The organism is Cryobacterium lyxosi (assembly GCF_004403345.1).
Taxonomy (GTDB): Bacteria; Actinomycetota; Actinomycetes; order Actinomycetales; family Microbacteriaceae; genus Cryobacterium; species Cryobacterium lyxosi.
In genome coordinates this window covers 246,807-261,602 of record NZ_SOGT01000011.1, presented here as the reverse complement: position 1 = coordinate 261,602, position 14,796 = coordinate 246,807, and the positions used below count along the sequence as shown (strand labels likewise).

Genomic DNA, 14,796 nt, shown 5'->3' with positions numbered 1-14,796 from the left:
ATACGCCGGGCTCGACCTAAGACTGAGACCGGCACCACCGACGGCTTGGGTCACAGTAGAGACGCATAGATCTCCCGGGTGCGGGTGGCGATTTGGCTCCAGCCGAACTCGTGCTCGGCGCGCAGACGACCAGCGCGTCCCATTTCAGCCGCTCGAGTCGGATCGCTCACCACCTCGGTCAGGATGCGGGCGAGGTCAGCGACGAATTGGTCGGGATTCAACGGGGTGCCCGTGCCGTCGGTGAGCTGCTCAATCGGCACCAGACGTCCGGTTTGACCGTCGGCGACAACTTCGGGAATACCGCCGGTAGCGGTACCGACAACTGCCAACCCACAGGCCATTGCCTCGAGGTTGACAATTCCCAGTGGTTCGTAAATGGACGGGCACACAAAGACGGTGCCGTGCGTGAGAACCGCGGCGAGCTCTGGTTGGGCGAGAAGTCGGTTGATCCAGACGACCCCCGACCGTTCGCGCTGCAACGCCTCGACGCCAGCGGTCACTTCCGCCAGGATTTTTGGAGTGTCCGGCGCACCGGCACACAATACGAGCTGCACCTCTAACGGCAGCAACGCGGCGGCGCGTAACAGGTACGGCAGGCCTTTTTGCCGGGTGATGCGACCAACAAAGACGACAGACGGCCGCTCAGGGTCGATTCCCAGCTCCCGTACGACGTCGGCGTCGAGTCTGGGCTTCCAGCGGTCGAGGTCGATACCGTTGTACACGGTGTGCACTCGGCTCTCATCGAGTGCCGGGTAGCTGCGCAGAATGTCGCGCCGCATGCCGTCGCTGACGGCGATCACGGCATCTGCTGCCTCAAAGGCCGTTTTCTCGATCCAGCTGGAAACGCGGTAGCCGCCACCGAGCTGCTCGGCCTTCCACGGTCGCAGGGGTTCGAGGCTGTGGGCCGTGACGACGTGCGGGATTCCGTGCAGCATCTTCGCGAGGTGGCCGGCCGCATTGGCATACCAGGTGTGCGAGTGCACCAGATCGGCGTCAGCGGCGTCTTGTGCCATCTGCAGGTCAACGCCGAGGGTACCCAGGGTAGCGTTGGCGTTGGCCAGCTGTGCCGGAACGTCATAGGCAAAGGTGTCGGTGTCCGTGCGGGGTGCACCGAAGCAGCGCACCGACACGTCAATATCTTCGCGAAGTGCTCGCACGAGCTCCATCACGTGAACGCCCGCTCCCCCATAAATCTCCGGAGGGTATTCCTTGGTCATCAGATCCACTCGCATGGAGCAAAGGTAGCGCAGCAGAACCCGCCCCACATCCCGCCGTGCAACTCGAGCCGCACGGTTGGCCCTACTCTGTACACATGAAAGCCACGAAAATCTTTGGAATCGTGCTCGCCGGCGGTGAGGGAAAACGGCTGATGCCGCTAACCGAGGACCGGGCCAAGCCAGCGGTCCCCTTTGGGGGGCATTACCGCTTGGTGGATTTCGCCCTGTCCAACCTGATCAATTCGGGCCTCACCCAGGTCGTTGTGCTGACCCAATACAAATCACACAGTCTCGACCGCCACGTCTCCCAGACCTGGCATATGTCCGGTGGATTGTCTAACTCGTACATCGCCTCCGTGCCCGCTCAACAGCGTCTCGGCAAGCGTTGGTTCAGCGGCTCGGCCGATGCGATTCTGCAGAGCCTGAATCTCATTCACGACGAGAAACCCGACATCGTTGTCGTCGTGGGTGCCGACCACGTCTATCGCATGGATTTCAGCCAGATGATCGACGCACACATCGCTTCTGGCCTGTCGGCCACGGTCGCCGCGATTCGCCAGCCTATCGGCTTGGCCGATCAGTTCGGCGTCATTGAAGTGGATACCGCCACCCCTGATCGGATCTCCAATTTTCGTGAGAAGCCCAAGGATGCCGTTGGGCTTGCCGACGCCCCCCACGAGGTGTTCGCCTCGATGGGTAACTACGTCTTCAACACCGACGCCCTGATCGAGGCGGTGCTGCGCGATGGTGAACGTACCGATTCGAGCCACGACATGGGCGGTGACATCATTCCCGATTTTGTCTCCCGCGGCGAAGCCGGTGTATACGATCTACAACGCAATGTGGTACCGGGGTCAACCGATCGCGATCGGTACTACTGGCGCGATGTGGGAACGATCGACTCGTTCTTCGAGGCCCACCAGGATCTTATTTCGGCGCTGCCCGTGTTCAACCTGTACAACCACGAATGGCCGATATTCAGCATGCAGTTGAACTCGCCACCGGCTAAATTCGTGCGCGACGGCAAGGGCGCCCTGGGCACCATGATCGACTCGATTGTGTCGCTGGGTTGCGTCATTTCCGGCGCACACATCGAGCGCAGCGTTCTTGGGCCTTGGACCTCGATCGGGTCGGCTTGCGAAGTCATCGACTCGATCGTGTTTGACCGGGTGCAGATTCGACCCGATGCGATCGTGCGTCGTGCCATTCTCGACAAGGAAGTCATCGTCGAAGCTGGCGCCACGGTCGGTGTCGATCGTGATCGCGACCTCGCGCGCGGTTTCAGTGTGACCGAATCCGGTATCACCGTCGTCGGTAAGGGAGTGTTCGTTACTCCGTGATCCGCGCTACTGCACCACGCTTTCTGGTCGTGCTCGATGCAGACTCGACCCTGATTCAGGATGAGGTGATCGAACTGCTGGCGGATGCCGCCGGCTCGCGAGATCTCGTCGCCAACGTGACCGAGCGCGCCATGCGCGGCGAACTTGATTTCGCCGACAGCCTGCGCGAGCGAGTTTTGACCCTGGCGGGACTGCCCGACACCGTTTTCACCGAGGTGGGGCAGCGCATCCGCCCGACCGAGGGGGTGCAGGAGCTGATCGCCGGCATTCATGCTGCCGGCGGCCTCGTCGGCGTCGTGTCCGGCGGCTTTCACGAGTTGCTCGACCCCCTCGCAGCCGATCTCACAGTCGACCATTGGCGGGCGAACCGACTTGAAGTCGCAGCCGGCCGCCTGACCGGGCGGGTGCTCGGACCAATCATCGACGCCGAGGCCAAAGCGGTCGCCCTGCGCGAATGGGCGGCACATGAACGCATCGCCCTGTCGCAGACGGTCGCAATCGGGGATGGCGCCAACGACCTGCGCATGATGGATGCCGCCGGCCTCGCCGTCGCGTTCAACGCCAAACCACAGGTCAAGCGTGAGGCCGACCTCGTGATCGACCGGTGCGACCTCAGCCAGGTGCTGCCGTTGCTCGGCCTGCGCGGCTGACGAGGTCCGCGCCCCTCGATTATTTGCTCAGTGCCCCATTCCCAGGCCGCCATCGACGGGAATAACGGCACCGGAAATGTACCCGGCGTCATCGCTGGCGAGCCAAGTGACGACGCGAGCAACTTCCAATGGAGTGGCAAAACGGCCGGCCGGAATGTTGCGCTTGTAGTCCGCCTGTTGCGCTTCGGGAAGAGCAGCGGTCATGTCGGTTTCGATAAAACCTGGAGCGATGACGTTTGCAGTAATGCCGCGAGCACCAAGCTCGCGTGTGATCGAGCGGGCCAGGCCGATTAGCCCGCTCTTCGATGCCGAATAATTCACCTGTCCCGGTGACCCATAGAGTCCGACCACGCTGGAAATCAACACGATGCGACCGAAACGGGCCTTGAGCATGCCTTTGCTCGCCCTTTTGACCACGCGGAACGCTCCGTTGAGGTTCGTGTCGATCACCGACGTGAAATCATCATCGGACATACGCATAAGCAGGGTGTCACGGGTGATTCCGGCGTTCGCAACGACAACCTCAACCGGACCGTATGTCGCCTCAATCTCGGTATACGCGGCATCGATCGAAGCGGCATCGGTCACGTCGGCGCGCACGGTGAGGCTACCGGCCGGTCCGTGTCCAGACCGCGAAGTCACAGCGACGCGATGGCCCTGGGCGAGAAATTCCTCCGCGATGGCAAACCCGATGCCGCGGTTACCGCCGGTGACGAGCACTGTTCGAGCCGTTGTCATAAAGTTCCTCTTCTGTTGTTCACTCAGCTGCGGGCTGCCGGTGGAGAGTTTTACAAAATACCCGGCAGATTCAAGTTTAAGGCGTGCAAGAATCACGCCACACAGACGTAGGCTGGACAGAGCGGACTATTCCCCGCTGACTAACCCGATCACGAACCCGACGGACCCATGAAGCAGCAGTCGATCACTTCGCTCCCCGCCTCCCCAGAGGTTGAACGACGCAACCGGATGATCAAGTACTCCATTGCGATGGGTGTCCGTATCGTGTGCATTGTGCTGATGCTGTTCGTGCAGGGTTGGTGGCTGCTGCTCTGCGCCATCGGTGCGATCGTGCTTCCTTACTTCGCGGTCGTGGTCGCGAACGTGCACGTCGCGCCGCGCGGAGCCGAAGTATTACGGCCCGGCACCGTCGCAACGTACCGCAACACCGACGATGAGGCTCGGTAATTGCTCGCGCGGCCGCTCGGGGCGGTCCGATGATCGGGCTGGGCGCGCCCATGCACACGTCAACCTGCTCGCGCGCAGACTGCCGAAATGTAGGTCATTGGCGCCTAGATTGGCGCAACCCGCGCATCCACTCAACTGACCGCGTCAAAACTTGGTTGGCCTGCGACGACCATGTCGACTACCTGCGTGAATTTCTCGCCGCCCGTGATTTTCCTCTCACCGTAAGCCCGCTTGCGCTCGTCGGGCCAGAGCACGCTGGAGATGCGCAATGACGGGCTGGCAATTCGCCTTCAGCCGACGCTGGGCGGGGTATCTGGCACTCGCCATTCTCTTCGCCGTGGTGTGTTCCGGGCTTGGCGTCTGGCAACTCGCCCGGCGTGATGAAGCCCTCACCGAGCTGTTCAAGATCGAATCCAATTTTGACGCGAACCCCGTTCCCGTTGTCGAAGCGCTCCCCGACCTGACGTCCTTCGACGACTCCCAGAAGTGGATGCCGGTGAAGCTCACCGGCACCTACCTCATCGACGAGGAAATGCTCGCACGCAACCGCCCGCTCAACGTCAATCCGGGCTTCGAGGTGCTGACACCGCTACTGCTTTCCGATGGCACGATTTTCATCGTCAACCGCGGTTGGCTGCCGACCGGCCAGGAGCAGGATGCTCCCGACACCGTCCCGGCACCGCCGAGCGGAACCGTCACCGTCGTAGCCCGGCTCAAAGCCACCGAACCCGACCTGCCCGGTCGCACGGCGAGCGGTACCCAAGTGGCAACGATCAACCTCACGTCTATTGCCGAGCGGCTCAACGCGCCGACCTACACCGGTGCATACGGCCTCATGGACTCGGAAAGTCCCGCGGCGAACGAGAAACGCCCGATCGCTGTGGTCAAACCGGTCCGCGACGAGGGCCCCCACCTGTCGTATGCCTTTCAATGGTTTGTGTTCGGTCTGCTCGCCTTCATCGGCCTCGGCTGGGCACTGCGCGAGGAATACCGCAGCGTGAATGCCGAAGATCCAGAAGAACGCGCACGCGCCGATGAGCGTGCCCGCAAGCGGGCGGCAAAACCGCGCGACGACGCGGAAATTGAAGATGCGCTGCTCGACCGCCAACTGACCTAAGTCAAAAGAAGCGTCAGGCGACGTCGCGGCGGTCCTGCGGGCTTTTCGCTGGACCCTGACGTCCCCCATGGGCGCCTAGCGCGAGAAGTCCACGGTAGACCTCGAGCAGCGACGCGGCCGACCGGGTCCATTTCAGGCCGAGTGCGTGCTCCCGCGCCGCCACCGAAAGCTGCCGCGCCCGCTGCGGATCGGTCAGTAGATGAGCGATCGCCTCGGCCCACACCAGTGGTTCACGCGACTCCAGGACCAGGCCGGTCACCCCGTCAGCAACGGCTTCACGTAGGCCGCCGGAGGCTGCGGCGATGACGGGCACACCGCTCGCGGCAGCTTCAAGAGCAACGAGCCCGTAGGTTTCCGAGTGAGACGGCACGAGCACGAGCCGGGCGCCCCGAAACAGGGCGGTCATATCAACCCGGGACTGTGGACCGATCAGCCCCAGCTGATCAGCGAACCCGACCCGCTCGGCGATCGCCCGCAATTCGTCGACGTAGCCGTCGTAGTCGGCCGAAGCCGCGCCTGCGACCAGGAGAGCCGGACGAATGGCCGCCGGCACGGCCGCAACCGCGGCAATGGCCAGGTCGATGCCTTTGAGTGGTTGCAGACGCGCTGCGACGAGAACGTAACCACGGTCATCGACTGGTGCCGCCAGATCAAGCGGCACGCGCGGTGAGAACATGCTGCTGTCGACACCGGGCGAAACAACAACCGTGCGTTGCGCAGCACCGCCCAGTCGACCAGTGATCGTCGCCGCCTCGGACGCACTGATTGCGACGAGTGAATCCGATTCACGGGCCAGCCACGCCTCGCCGAGCATCCGTCCTGGCGATTCGGAACGTTCCCCCGCTGAGAGCGGCGTTAAATCGTTGGCAGCGATGCTGTGGAAGCTTTGTACGTGCGGTACGCCCCACCCCCTGGCTACCGGCAAAGCGGCCATGCCGGAAAACCAGTGATGCGAGTGGACGATGTCCCAGGGCGGTCGCGCCGCCAATTGGGTCGAAAACTCCTCGATCCAATGTTCGTGGTCGCCCTTGTGCAGTGCAGTTGCCGGACCAGCGTCAAGAAACTCCAAAGTCACACCGGGTAGGAGCTGCATCGTCGTCGGCTGCTTGGCCGCCGAACGGCGGGTCAGAATGGTCACGGAGTGACCGAGACCTGCAAGAGCTTCGGCTTGATGTCGTACGACGACGTTCATACCGCCAGCATCGCCGGCACCGGGATCAGCACCCGGTGAAGTATGCAGGCACACCAGCGCGATGCGCAGCGATCTGTCGAGGGACAACACACGCCCTTCCTGTGAATCGAATCCGATGAGGCGACGCCGAATTAAAGAATCAGTTAGGACAGCTCGATGAGGTCGAGATAATCCTTGTTCCAGTGGTCTTCCGTACCCTCGGGCATGATCAACACGCGCTCCGGGTTAAGGGCCTGCACTGCGCCCTCATCATGGCTCACGAGTACAACAGCACCCGCGTAGTGCGCAAGAGCATCAAGAATTTCCTCGCGGCTGGCCGGGTCGAGGTTGTTAGTCGGCTCGTCTAGTAGCAGCACGTTGGCACCGGAGACGACGATCATGGCCAAGGCAAGACGGGTCTTCTCGCCGCCGGACAGCACACCGGCTGGCTTGTTGGAGTCGTCACCGGTAAACAGGAACGAGCCCAGTACCCGACGGGCTTCCATCTCGGTGATGCTGGGCGAGGAGGAAACCATGTTCTCGAGCACGCTGCGTGTGACGTCGATCGTTTCATGTTCCTGCGCGTAATAGCCGATCCGTAGCCCGTGCCCGGGTTCGATCGAGCCGGTGTCGGACTCGTCGACACCGGCAAGCATGCGCAAGAGGGTGGTCTTTCCGGCCCCGTTGAGGCCGAGGATGACAACCTTGGAGCCGCGGTCGATCGCAAGGTCGACGGCGGTGAAGATTTCCAGGGAACCGTAGCTCTTGGACAGGTCCTTGGCCATCAGCGGGGTTCGACCACACGGTGCCGGCTCGGGGAAGCGCAACTTGGCGACGCGTTCCACGGCGCGCACGGCGTCGAGCCCGGAGAGAAGCTTCTCGGCTCGAGCAACCATCTGGTGGGCAGCGGCGGCCTTGCTGGCCTTAGCGCCAAACCTGGCAGCCTGAAGCTGCAGGGTTGAGGCCTTTTTCTCGGCGTTGGAGCGTTCCTTCTTACGACGGTCGGCATCCGCCGTGCGCTGCAGCAGGTAGTTCTTCCAGTTCATGTTGTAAATGTCGATCATCATGCGATTCGCATCAAGGTAGAAGACGCGGTTGACCGTCTCTCCGACAAGCTCGATGTCGTGGCTGATGATGATGCAGCCGCCCTTGTAATTCTTCACAAACTCGCGCAGCCAGGCCACCGAGTCGGCATCGAGGTGGTTGGTGGGTTCATCGAGAATCATCATCTCGGCGGCCGAGAACAAGATGCGGGCCAGTTCGATGCGGCGACGCTGACCACCGGAGAGGGTACTGAGGGCCTGGTCGAGGATATGGTCGGGCAGTTTCAAGTTGCTCGCGATCGATGCGGCTTCAGCCTCAGCGGAATAACCGCCCAAACCGTTGAACTCATCCGTCAGGCGACCATACTTTTTCATGGCGGCGGCGCTGATCTTGGGATCGGGGTCAGCCATGGCCAAGCTGGACTCGTGCATGCCGAGGGCAATGGTGCCGAGGCCGCGCGCGTCCAGAATGCGGGTGCGGGCGAGCATGGTCGGGTCACCCGCACGGGGGTCCTGGGGCAGGTAGCCAATTTCACCGGAATGGCTGATCGAACCCTTGGTCGGGTTGGTCTCCCCCGCGAGCGTCTTCGTCAGGGTCGTCTTGCCCGCGCCGTTACGACCGACGAGGCCGATCTTGTCGCCGCTCGCGACGCGGAAGTTGACGCCCTCCATGAGCACGCGGGCTCCAACGCGGATTTCGAGATCTTGCACGTTGAGCACAGCGATAGTCCATTCGAGGTGTGTTTACGGATGTGAAGTGTGGGTGGGCCAAAGCGGTCCAACTCACTAGTATATTTGCCTTCAGGCTGTGCTCGGCACATGGAGGCCTAGAGCAAAGCGGCCAGAAGCGATTTTTCGAGCCAGTTCAGGTACGCTTCGGTCGACCACCCCAGGGACAGTACGAGGGTGCGGAAGGTGTGGGGATGGGCCAGCGCCCACATCGTCGCCGCCGCCTCATGGTCACTCATCCCCCCGCTATAGATCAGGCCCGCGCGCAGGCCGCGCTTCTCTCGCAGTGCAGCTGCCACCTCACCAAAGCCGTGCAGCCGGGCCGCGTCACGCTTCTGCTCGAATTCCCCCACATCGGGATCGACCACGGCCGCTTCGCTGACGATGCGCAAAATTCCCGAAGTGCGTTCATTCACCAGTGCGCTCGACCGCGCCACAATCCGAATAACCTCGGTTGCCGTGCGCGCCGCGGCAATGCGTTCCCGTGTGGCCCCCGACAGCAGTGCCGGCGCCCCCGGTTCTGCAGCGACTCGATCGAGCACCGCCGCCAACAGTTCGGCCTTCGACCCCACCGAATTGTAGATGGTCTGCACAACCACGCCAGCCTCCCCCGCGATTGCCGACACCGATGTGCCAACATACCCGCGCTCGAGCATCAACTTTCCCGCCGCCATTACGATCTCAGCCCGCGTGCTCGCCGCCTGGGAAGCCCGCCGCCGGACCACGCCATTTTCCCCGATATCCATATTGTTAGCATATCATTCTAGTCAGTAGAACATGCATCTAATTATGGACGGTTGACGGGCGGGCAACACGAAGGGCGGGCAACACGAAGGGCGGGCACGAAAAAACCCCGCCTGCTAATACAGACGGGGCTTCCAATTCGGACAGGAGTTACATCGCGAAGCCGAGAGCACGCATCATGTCGCGGCCGTCGTCGGTGATCTTTTCGGGACCCCACGGCGGCATCCAGACCCAGTTGATGCGGAACTGGTCGACAACACCATCCAGCGCCTCAGCCGTCTGCTCCTCGAGCACATCGGTCAGCGGACAGCCGGCCGAGGTGAGGGTCATGTGGATGATGAGTGCATTGTTCTCATCGTCCCAGCCGAGGTCGTAGATGAGCCCGAGGTCCACGACGTTGATGCCGAGCTCCGGGTCCATGACGTCTTTGAGAGCCTCTTCGATTTCATCGAAGCGCGCCGGACTCAGTGTTGAAACCATTGGTTTAGCCTACGTTCGACGGAACGAGAAAACGGTCGTAGCCCTCGTCCTCGAGGCGGTCAGCGAGCTCAGGTCCGCCCTGTTCGGCGATACGGCCGTTGACGAAGACATGCACGAAGTCCGGGTGGATGTAACGCAGGATACGCGTGTAGTGCGTGATGAGGAGCAACCCGAGGCCGGTGTTGGCCTTGGCGCGGTTGACACCCTCCGACACAATCTTGAGTGCGTCAACATCGAGACCGGAGTCGGTCTCATCGAGTACGGCGAACTTGGGCTTGAGCAGTTCGAGCTGGAGAATCTCGTTACGCTTCTTCTCACCGCCGGAAAAGCCCTCATTGACGTTGCGCTCGGCGAAAGCCTTGTCCATGCGCAGGTCAGTCATGGCCTGGCGCACATCCTTGATCCACGTGCGGATTGGCGGGGCTTCACCCTCAATGGCAGTCTTGGCGGTGCGGAGGAAGTTGGTGACGGTCACACCGGGAATCTCGACCGGGTACTGCATGGCAAGGAAGAGACCGGCGCGAGCACGGGCATCCACTGTCATTTTGAGCACCTCGGCGCCGTCGAGCAAAATGGAGCCGCTCTCGACGTGATACTTCGGGTGACCAGCGATCGTGTACGCCAGGGTCGACTTGCCCGAACCGTTCGGGCCCATGATGGCGTGAATTTCGCCTTCATTGATGGTGAGGTCGACGCCGCGCAGGATCTGCTTGGTGCCTTGGTCGGTCTCGACGCTGACGTGCAGGTCTTTAATCTCAAGAACAGACATGAATGTCTTATTCCCTTCTGAATTTGGCTTGAATGGCTGGTGGGACGGTCGGTGCGTGAGACAGACTCAGACCGCGACAGTGACGGAAGGATCGACGAAGACGAAACCGTCAATGAGCTCGACGTTGTAAACCGGGACCGGATCGTAGGCCGGCAGGGACAGAGGCTTTCCGGTGGTGAGGGAGAACATCGAACCGTGGGCCCAGCACTCGAGAGTCTGGCCCTCCACGAATCCTTCGGATAGCGAGATATCACCGTGCGTGCATGTGTCTCCGATGGCGAAAACATCGCCGGCGGCATCACGGACGAGGGCGATGGCGACTCCATCGATTTCAACCTTGATGGCCTGGTTCACTTCGAGCTCATCGAGAGCGCAAATCTTCGTTGCGGTCATGCTTACTTGTCGTCCGTTCCAATAAGTTCCGCTTCGATTGCGAGTTGCAACCGAGCTTCAAGTTCGGGGGAACCAATCTGCTGCACAACCTCGGTGAGGAATCCGCGCACGACCAGTCGCCGTGCTTCTTCCTCGGTGATGCCGCGAGCCTGAAGGTAGAACAGCTGCTCGTCATCGAACCGTCCGGTCGCGCTGGCGTGACCGGCCCCGACGATGTCGCCGGTCTCAATCTCCAGGTTGGGGATGGAATCGGCACGGGTACCCTCGGTGAGTACGAGGTTGCGGTTCTGTTCGTAGCTGTCGGTGCCGGCAGCCCTGTTGCCGATCAGCACATCGCCAATCCACACGGTGCGGGCATCCTGGCCCTGCAGTGCTCCCTTGTAGTTCACGCGGCTGCGGCTCTTCGGGGCATCGTGAAAGACGTACACCTGCTGTTCCAGGTGCTGGCCGGCATCCGCGAAGTACAGCCCGAGGAGCAGGGTGTCTGAACCGGTTCCGGCAAGGCGCACCGATGGGTTCACCCGCACGATACTGCCGCCGAGTGAGACGACGACGTGCTTGAGGCGGGCGTCACGTCCGACGGATGCGAAGTGGTTGGCGAGGTGCACCGCGGAGTCGTCCCATTCCTGCAGTGAAACGACGGTGAGGTTTGCGGATTCGCCGAGAATGATCTCGAGATTCTCGGTGAGCCGGGCGTTGCCCGTGTTCTCCAGGATGACCGTGGCCTGGCTGAACGGCTTGGCTTCGATGATCGTGTGGGCGCCGCGGGCGCTGTTACCAAGTCCCGACCGGGTGACCACGATTTCCTTGGCGTCTTCACCACTCACCGTGATGGCGAGGGCGTCGTCGAACACCGACCAGGCATTGGCGGCGGCACGTTCTTCGGGCAGACCGGCGGTCCCGATCCGGGCGTCCGTTCTCGGTACCCATTCGACGGAGATGTCCGCTGACGGAGTCGACTCAATCGGATAGCGGGAACCGTCGAGGTCACCGGCGGTGAGGTCGGTGAATTTCGCGACAGGCGAATGCTTCCAGACGCCTTCGCGGCCGGTGACGGCCTCGAAGTCGGCCACGTTGACGCTCTTAAAGCGGTCAGAGCGGGTTTGCACCGGCACGTAACCGAAACGGCCGTCGGAGTGTTCTTTGATTCCATGCTGACCCGGCGGAAGGGTCGACGAATCGGCAGCGGATGTGGAAGGTGCGGGCACAGTTTTTGAAGCGCTCTTCGAAAGCGCTGAAGCGGCGGACATTTAGCCGACGGATCCTTCCATGCCCATTTCAATGAGCTTGTTGAGTTCAAGGGCATACTCCATCGGGAGCTCCCGAGCGATTGGTTCGATGAATCCGCGAACGATCATGGCCATGGCCTCGTCTTCGGGCATGCCTCGGCTCATCAGGTAGAACAACTGTTCTTCGCTGACGCGGGAGACGGTGGCTTCGTGGCCAAGCTGAACGTCGTCCACCCGAATGTCGATAGACGGGTAGGTGTCCGAACGTGACTGGGTGTCGACCAGCAGTGCATCACAGCGTACGGTGTTGGCGGAGTGATGTGCCGCGGCATCCACTCGGACCTCACCCCGGTACCCGCTGCGTCCCCCACCGCGAGCGATGGACTTGGAGACGATTGAGGACTGCGTGTACGGGGCCATGTGGATCATTTTGGCGCCGGCGTCCTGGTGCTGCCCGGGGCCAGCGAAGGCTACGGAGAGGGTTTCGCCCTTGGCATGCTCGCCCATCAGGTAGATGGACGGGTACTTCATGGTGACCTTGGAGCCGATGTTTCCATCGATCCATTCCATCGTGGCGCCTTCGCCGGCCGTGGCCCGCTTGGTGACGAGGTTGTAGACGTTGTTTGACCAGTTCTGGATGGTCGTGTAACGAACGCGAGCGTTTTTCTTCACGACGATCTCGACGACGGCGGAGTGCAGCGAATCAGACTTGTAGATCGGGGCGGTGCAGCCCTCGATGTAGTGCACGTAGCTGCCCTCGTCGGCGATGATGAGTGTGCGCTCAAACTGGCCCATGTTCTCCGTGTTGATGCGGAAATAGGCCTGCAACGGAATCTCTACGTGCACGCCGGGCGGCACGTAGACAAAGGATCCGCCAGACCACACGGCCGTGTTGAGCGCGGCGAATTTATTGTCGCCGGAGGGGATGATGGTGCCGAAGTACTCTTCGAAGAATTCGGGGTGCTCCTTGAGCGCCGTGTCGGTGTCCATAAAGATGACGCCTTGGGCTGCAAGTTCTTCATTGATCTGGTGGTAAACCACTTCGGACTCGTACTGGGCTGCCACACCGGAGACGAGGCGTTGGCGCTCGGCTTCTGGGATCCCGAGCTTCTCGTAGGTGTTCTTAATATCGTCGGGCAGGTCTTCCCAGGTTTGGGCCTGCTTCTCCGTAGACCGCACGAAGTACTTGATGTTGTCGAAATCGATCTCGGAAAGATCGGCGCCCCAGGTGGGCATGGGCTTGCGTTCAAATAGCTGCAGGGCTTTCAGCCGTCGCTGCAGCATCCAATCCGGCTCGGATTTCAGGTTCGAGATGTCTGTGACGACCTCGGGAGAAATGCCACGGCGCGCGGATGCGCCGGCCTTGTCTGAATCGGCCCACCCGAATTCGTAGGTGCCAATCCCCTCAAGGTCGGGACGGTCGAGCAGGACATCCGACATATTTACCTCTTCTCTACCCAGCACAACCCGGATATTAGTCCGGTGATTCCCGGGCGACCTCAGTGGAGACCACGGGGAACGGGTTGTGTGGACAGCTACGTTGCGTACCTAGAATGTTCATAGAGCCAAACCGAACCCGAGTCGCCAGTGCCCCTTCGGCCACTGTGCGATTCCGGTCGACCTCATGCAGTCACTATGACCGTAAGAGAGTTCTCCATGGAAATTCCAATTCTACAGGTTGATCGGCAAGATACGCGTGCTTACCGGTTGATTTACATTTGCACAGGGCACAATCAGAAAGCACGCGATCATGAGTAAGACAGTGGGAGCAGAAGCAGTGAATTCCATTTACCAATGGTTACCCAGCTCTATCGACGCACGTATTCGGGTGGTCGCCTGGCTATCCCTGGTGTCCGAGATAGTGATTGTCGGCACCGGCGGCGCCGTACGCCTCACTGGCTCCGGACTCGGCTGCCCGACTTGGCCGTCCTGCGTCCCCGGGTCGCTCGTGCCGACGCAGGAGATGGGCCTGCATGGCGTCATTGAGTTTGGCAACCGTTTGATGACCGGGCTCATCGGAATCATCGCGATCGCCGCTGTCGTTTTGCTTTGGCGTTTGCGCAAGGAACGCAAAGATTTGTTCGTCCTCGCCGTGATTCTCGGTGGCGGTGTTCTCGCGCAGGCGCTCGTCGGCGGCGTCACCGTGTGGACCGGTCTCAACCCATTTATCGTTGGCTTCCACTTCACGGCGTCCCTTATCATGGTCTGCCTTGCGACCGTGCTCGTGCACCGGGTCTATCTCGCACCGGGGCCGCGTGCCCTGATCGTTCCGGTCGGCGTCGCCGGGCTGGCCCACGCCACCAGCTTTGTCGTGGCACTGACCGTGATGATGGGCGTGCTGACCACCGCCTCCGGGCCGCATTCGGGTGATGCTGCCGCGGGTCGCACGGGCTTCAACGCTGAATTGCTGGAGCACCTGCACGCCTGGCCGGGCTACGCGACGCTGGCCTTGACGATTATGCTCCTCGTGGCATCCGTTCGGATCAAGCTGAGGGTTCATTCATTCATCGTCACGCTGCTGATGATCGAGCTCCTGCAGATCGTTGTTGGCCTGTTGCAGGCAAACCTCGGCCTGCCGCCCGTTCTCGTTGGCCTGCACATGGTGCTGGCCTGTGTCCTCGCCGCAGCGATGACCGCCGTCGTGCTCAACCTCAAGGCCCCGATCGGCATAACGCCCGACGCAACCGAATTGGCCAACACGAACGAGGTCAGCAGCCGCCACAGATAGC

The 14,796-nt window shown here is 61.6% G+C and carries 15 protein-coding genes; 5 read left to right on the top strand and 10 right to left on the bottom strand.

Annotated features, from left to right (window positions below; genetic code table 11):
* Nucleotides 1–50: 50 nt before the first annotated feature.
* Entirely contained in the window at nucleotides 51–1,232 is a 1,182-nt protein-coding gene (gene glgA / locus E3T27_RS09255; RefSeq protein WP_134572316.1) for a glycogen synthase, read from the bottom strand.
* 80 nt (nucleotides 1,233–1,312) lie between these two features.
* Here glgA and E3T27_RS09250 point away from each other — a divergent pair, with 80 nt between their 5' ends.
* A complete protein-coding gene (locus E3T27_RS09250; RefSeq protein ID WP_104197997.1) occupies nucleotides 1,313–2,557 on the top strand; it encodes a glucose-1-phosphate adenylyltransferase in 1,245 nt (414 codons plus the stop codon).
* Nucleotides 2,554–3,207, top strand: a complete 654-nt coding sequence (serB, locus tag E3T27_RS09245; RefSeq protein WP_241992190.1) for a phosphoserine phosphatase SerB — start codon at nucleotides 2,554–2,556, stop codon at nucleotides 3,205–3,207. Before E3T27_RS09250 ends, serB begins: the two co-directional genes overlap by 4 nt.
* A 27-nt stretch (nucleotides 3,208–3,234) precedes the next feature.
* On the opposite strand, the gene E3T27_RS09240 is transcribed toward serB, so the two are convergent.
* The gene (locus E3T27_RS09240; RefSeq protein ID WP_104197996.1) at nucleotides 3,235–3,945 is read right to left on the bottom strand and encodes a beta-ketoacyl-ACP reductase; all 711 of its coding nucleotides are present in this window, start codon (nucleotides 3,943–3,945) and stop codon (nucleotides 3,235–3,237) included.
* 168 nt (nucleotides 3,946–4,113) lie between these two features.
* Between E3T27_RS09240 and E3T27_RS09235 the strand changes: the two genes are divergently transcribed.
* Both E3T27_RS09235 and E3T27_RS09225 read left to right on the top strand, forming a co-directional pair.
* Nucleotides 4,114–4,392 (top strand): DUF3099 domain-containing protein, encoded by a 279-nt coding sequence (locus E3T27_RS09235; protein ID WP_104197995.1) that lies wholly within the window; start codon nucleotides 4,114–4,116, stop codon nucleotides 4,390–4,392.
* 268 nt (nucleotides 4,393–4,660) lie between these two features.
* Nucleotides 4,661–5,509, top strand: a complete 849-nt coding sequence (locus E3T27_RS09225) for an SURF1 family cytochrome oxidase biogenesis protein (RefSeq protein WP_134572315.1) — start codon at nucleotides 4,661–4,663, stop codon at nucleotides 5,507–5,509.
* A 13-nt stretch (nucleotides 5,510–5,522) separates the two neighbouring features.
* Here E3T27_RS09225 and E3T27_RS09220 read toward each other — a convergent pair whose 3' ends face one another.
* The 8 genes from E3T27_RS09220 to sufB all read right to left on the bottom strand — a co-directional run bounded on the left by E3T27_RS09220 (nucleotide 5,523) and on the right by sufB (nucleotide 13,507).
* A complete protein-coding gene (locus tag E3T27_RS09220; protein WP_420898053.1) occupies nucleotides 5,523–6,791 on the bottom strand; it encodes a glycosyltransferase in 1,269 nt (422 codons plus the stop codon).
* A gap of 53 nt (nucleotides 6,792–6,844) precedes the next feature.
* Nucleotides 6,845–8,443 (bottom strand): ABC-F family ATP-binding cassette domain-containing protein, encoded by a 1,599-nt coding sequence (locus tag E3T27_RS09215; RefSeq protein ID WP_104197992.1) that lies wholly within the window; start codon nucleotides 8,441–8,443, stop codon nucleotides 6,845–6,847.
* Nucleotides 8,444–8,550: 107 nt separating this feature from the next.
* A complete protein-coding gene (locus E3T27_RS09210; RefSeq protein ID WP_104197991.1) occupies nucleotides 8,551–9,198 on the bottom strand; it encodes a TetR/AcrR family transcriptional regulator in 648 nt (215 codons plus the stop codon).
* Between the two features lie 148 nt (nucleotides 9,199–9,346).
* Nucleotides 9,347–9,676: a metal-sulfur cluster assembly factor gene (locus E3T27_RS09205; RefSeq protein WP_104129099.1), complete on the bottom strand. Its 330-nt coding sequence runs from the start codon at nucleotides 9,674–9,676 to the stop codon at nucleotides 9,347–9,349.
* A 4-nt stretch (nucleotides 9,677–9,680) separates the two neighbouring features.
* On the bottom strand, nucleotides 9,681–10,445 hold the full coding sequence (sufC, locus tag E3T27_RS09200; RefSeq protein ID WP_104129098.1) for a Fe-S cluster assembly ATPase SufC: 765 nt from the start codon (nucleotides 10,443–10,445) through the stop codon (nucleotides 9,681–9,683).
* Between the two features lie 66 nt (nucleotides 10,446–10,511).
* The gene (locus E3T27_RS09195) at nucleotides 10,512–10,838 is read right to left on the bottom strand and encodes a non-heme iron oxygenase ferredoxin subunit (RefSeq protein ID WP_104129097.1); all 327 of its coding nucleotides are present in this window, start codon (nucleotides 10,836–10,838) and stop codon (nucleotides 10,512–10,514) included.
* Between the two features lie 2 nt (nucleotides 10,839–10,840).
* A complete protein-coding gene (sufD, locus tag E3T27_RS09190) occupies nucleotides 10,841–12,046 on the bottom strand; it encodes a Fe-S cluster assembly protein SufD (RefSeq protein ID WP_241992188.1) in 1,206 nt (401 codons plus the stop codon).
* A gap of 42 nt (nucleotides 12,047–12,088) precedes the next feature.
* Nucleotides 12,089–13,507, bottom strand: coding sequence for a Fe-S cluster assembly protein SufB (sufB, locus tag E3T27_RS09185; RefSeq protein ID WP_104197989.1), 1,419 nt, complete (start codon nucleotides 13,505–13,507; stop codon nucleotides 12,089–12,091).
* 310 nt (nucleotides 13,508–13,817) lie between these two features.
* On the opposite strand from sufB, the gene E3T27_RS09180 reads away from it, so the two are divergent.
* Nucleotides 13,818–14,795 carry a COX15/CtaA family protein gene (locus E3T27_RS09180; RefSeq protein ID WP_134572313.1) on the top strand — a complete coding sequence of 326 codons (978 nt, stop codon included), beginning with the start codon at nucleotides 13,818–13,820 and terminating at the stop codon, nucleotides 14,793–14,795.
* The last annotated feature ends 1 nt before the right edge of the window (nucleotide 14,796 follow it).

Excerpts from the sequence above, each read along its gene's own strand:
- E3T27_RS09195 (WP_104129097.1), bottom strand. The coding sequence starts at position 10,838 with ATGACCGCAACGAAGATTTGCGCTCTCGATGAGCTCGAAGTGAACCAG.
- glgA (WP_134572316.1), bottom strand. The coding sequence starts at position 1,232 with ATGCGAGTGGATCTGATGACCAAGGAATACCCTCCGGAGATTTATGGG.
- E3T27_RS09205 (WP_104129099.1), bottom strand. The coding sequence starts at position 9,676 with ATGGTTTCAACACTGAGTCCGGCGCGCTTCGATGAAATCGAAGAGGCT.
- E3T27_RS09225 (WP_134572315.1), top strand. The coding sequence starts at position 4,661 with ATGACGGGCTGGCAATTCGCCTTCAGCCGACGCTGGGCGGGGTATCTG.
- E3T27_RS09210 (WP_104197991.1), bottom strand. The coding sequence starts at position 9,198 with ATGGATATCGGGGAAAATGGCGTGGTCCGGCGGCGGGCTTCCCAGGCG.
- sufC (WP_104129098.1), bottom strand. The coding sequence starts at position 10,445 with ATGTCTGTTCTTGAGATTAAAGACCTGCACGTCAGCGTCGAGACCGAC.
- E3T27_RS09180 (WP_134572313.1), top strand. The coding sequence starts at position 13,818 with ATGAGTAAGACAGTGGGAGCAGAAGCAGTGAATTCCATTTACCAATGG.
- E3T27_RS09250 (WP_104197997.1), top strand. The coding sequence starts at position 1,313 with ATGAAAGCCACGAAAATCTTTGGAATCGTGCTCGCCGGCGGTGAGGGA.
- E3T27_RS09235 (WP_104197995.1), top strand. The coding sequence starts at position 4,114 with ATGAAGCAGCAGTCGATCACTTCGCTCCCCGCCTCCCCAGAGGTTGAA.
- sufB (WP_104197989.1), bottom strand. The coding sequence starts at position 13,507 with ATGTCGGATGTCCTGCTCGACCGTCCCGACCTTGAGGGGATTGGCACC.
- E3T27_RS09240 (WP_104197996.1), bottom strand. The coding sequence starts at position 3,945 with ATGACAACGGCTCGAACAGTGCTCGTCACCGGCGGTAACCGCGGCATC.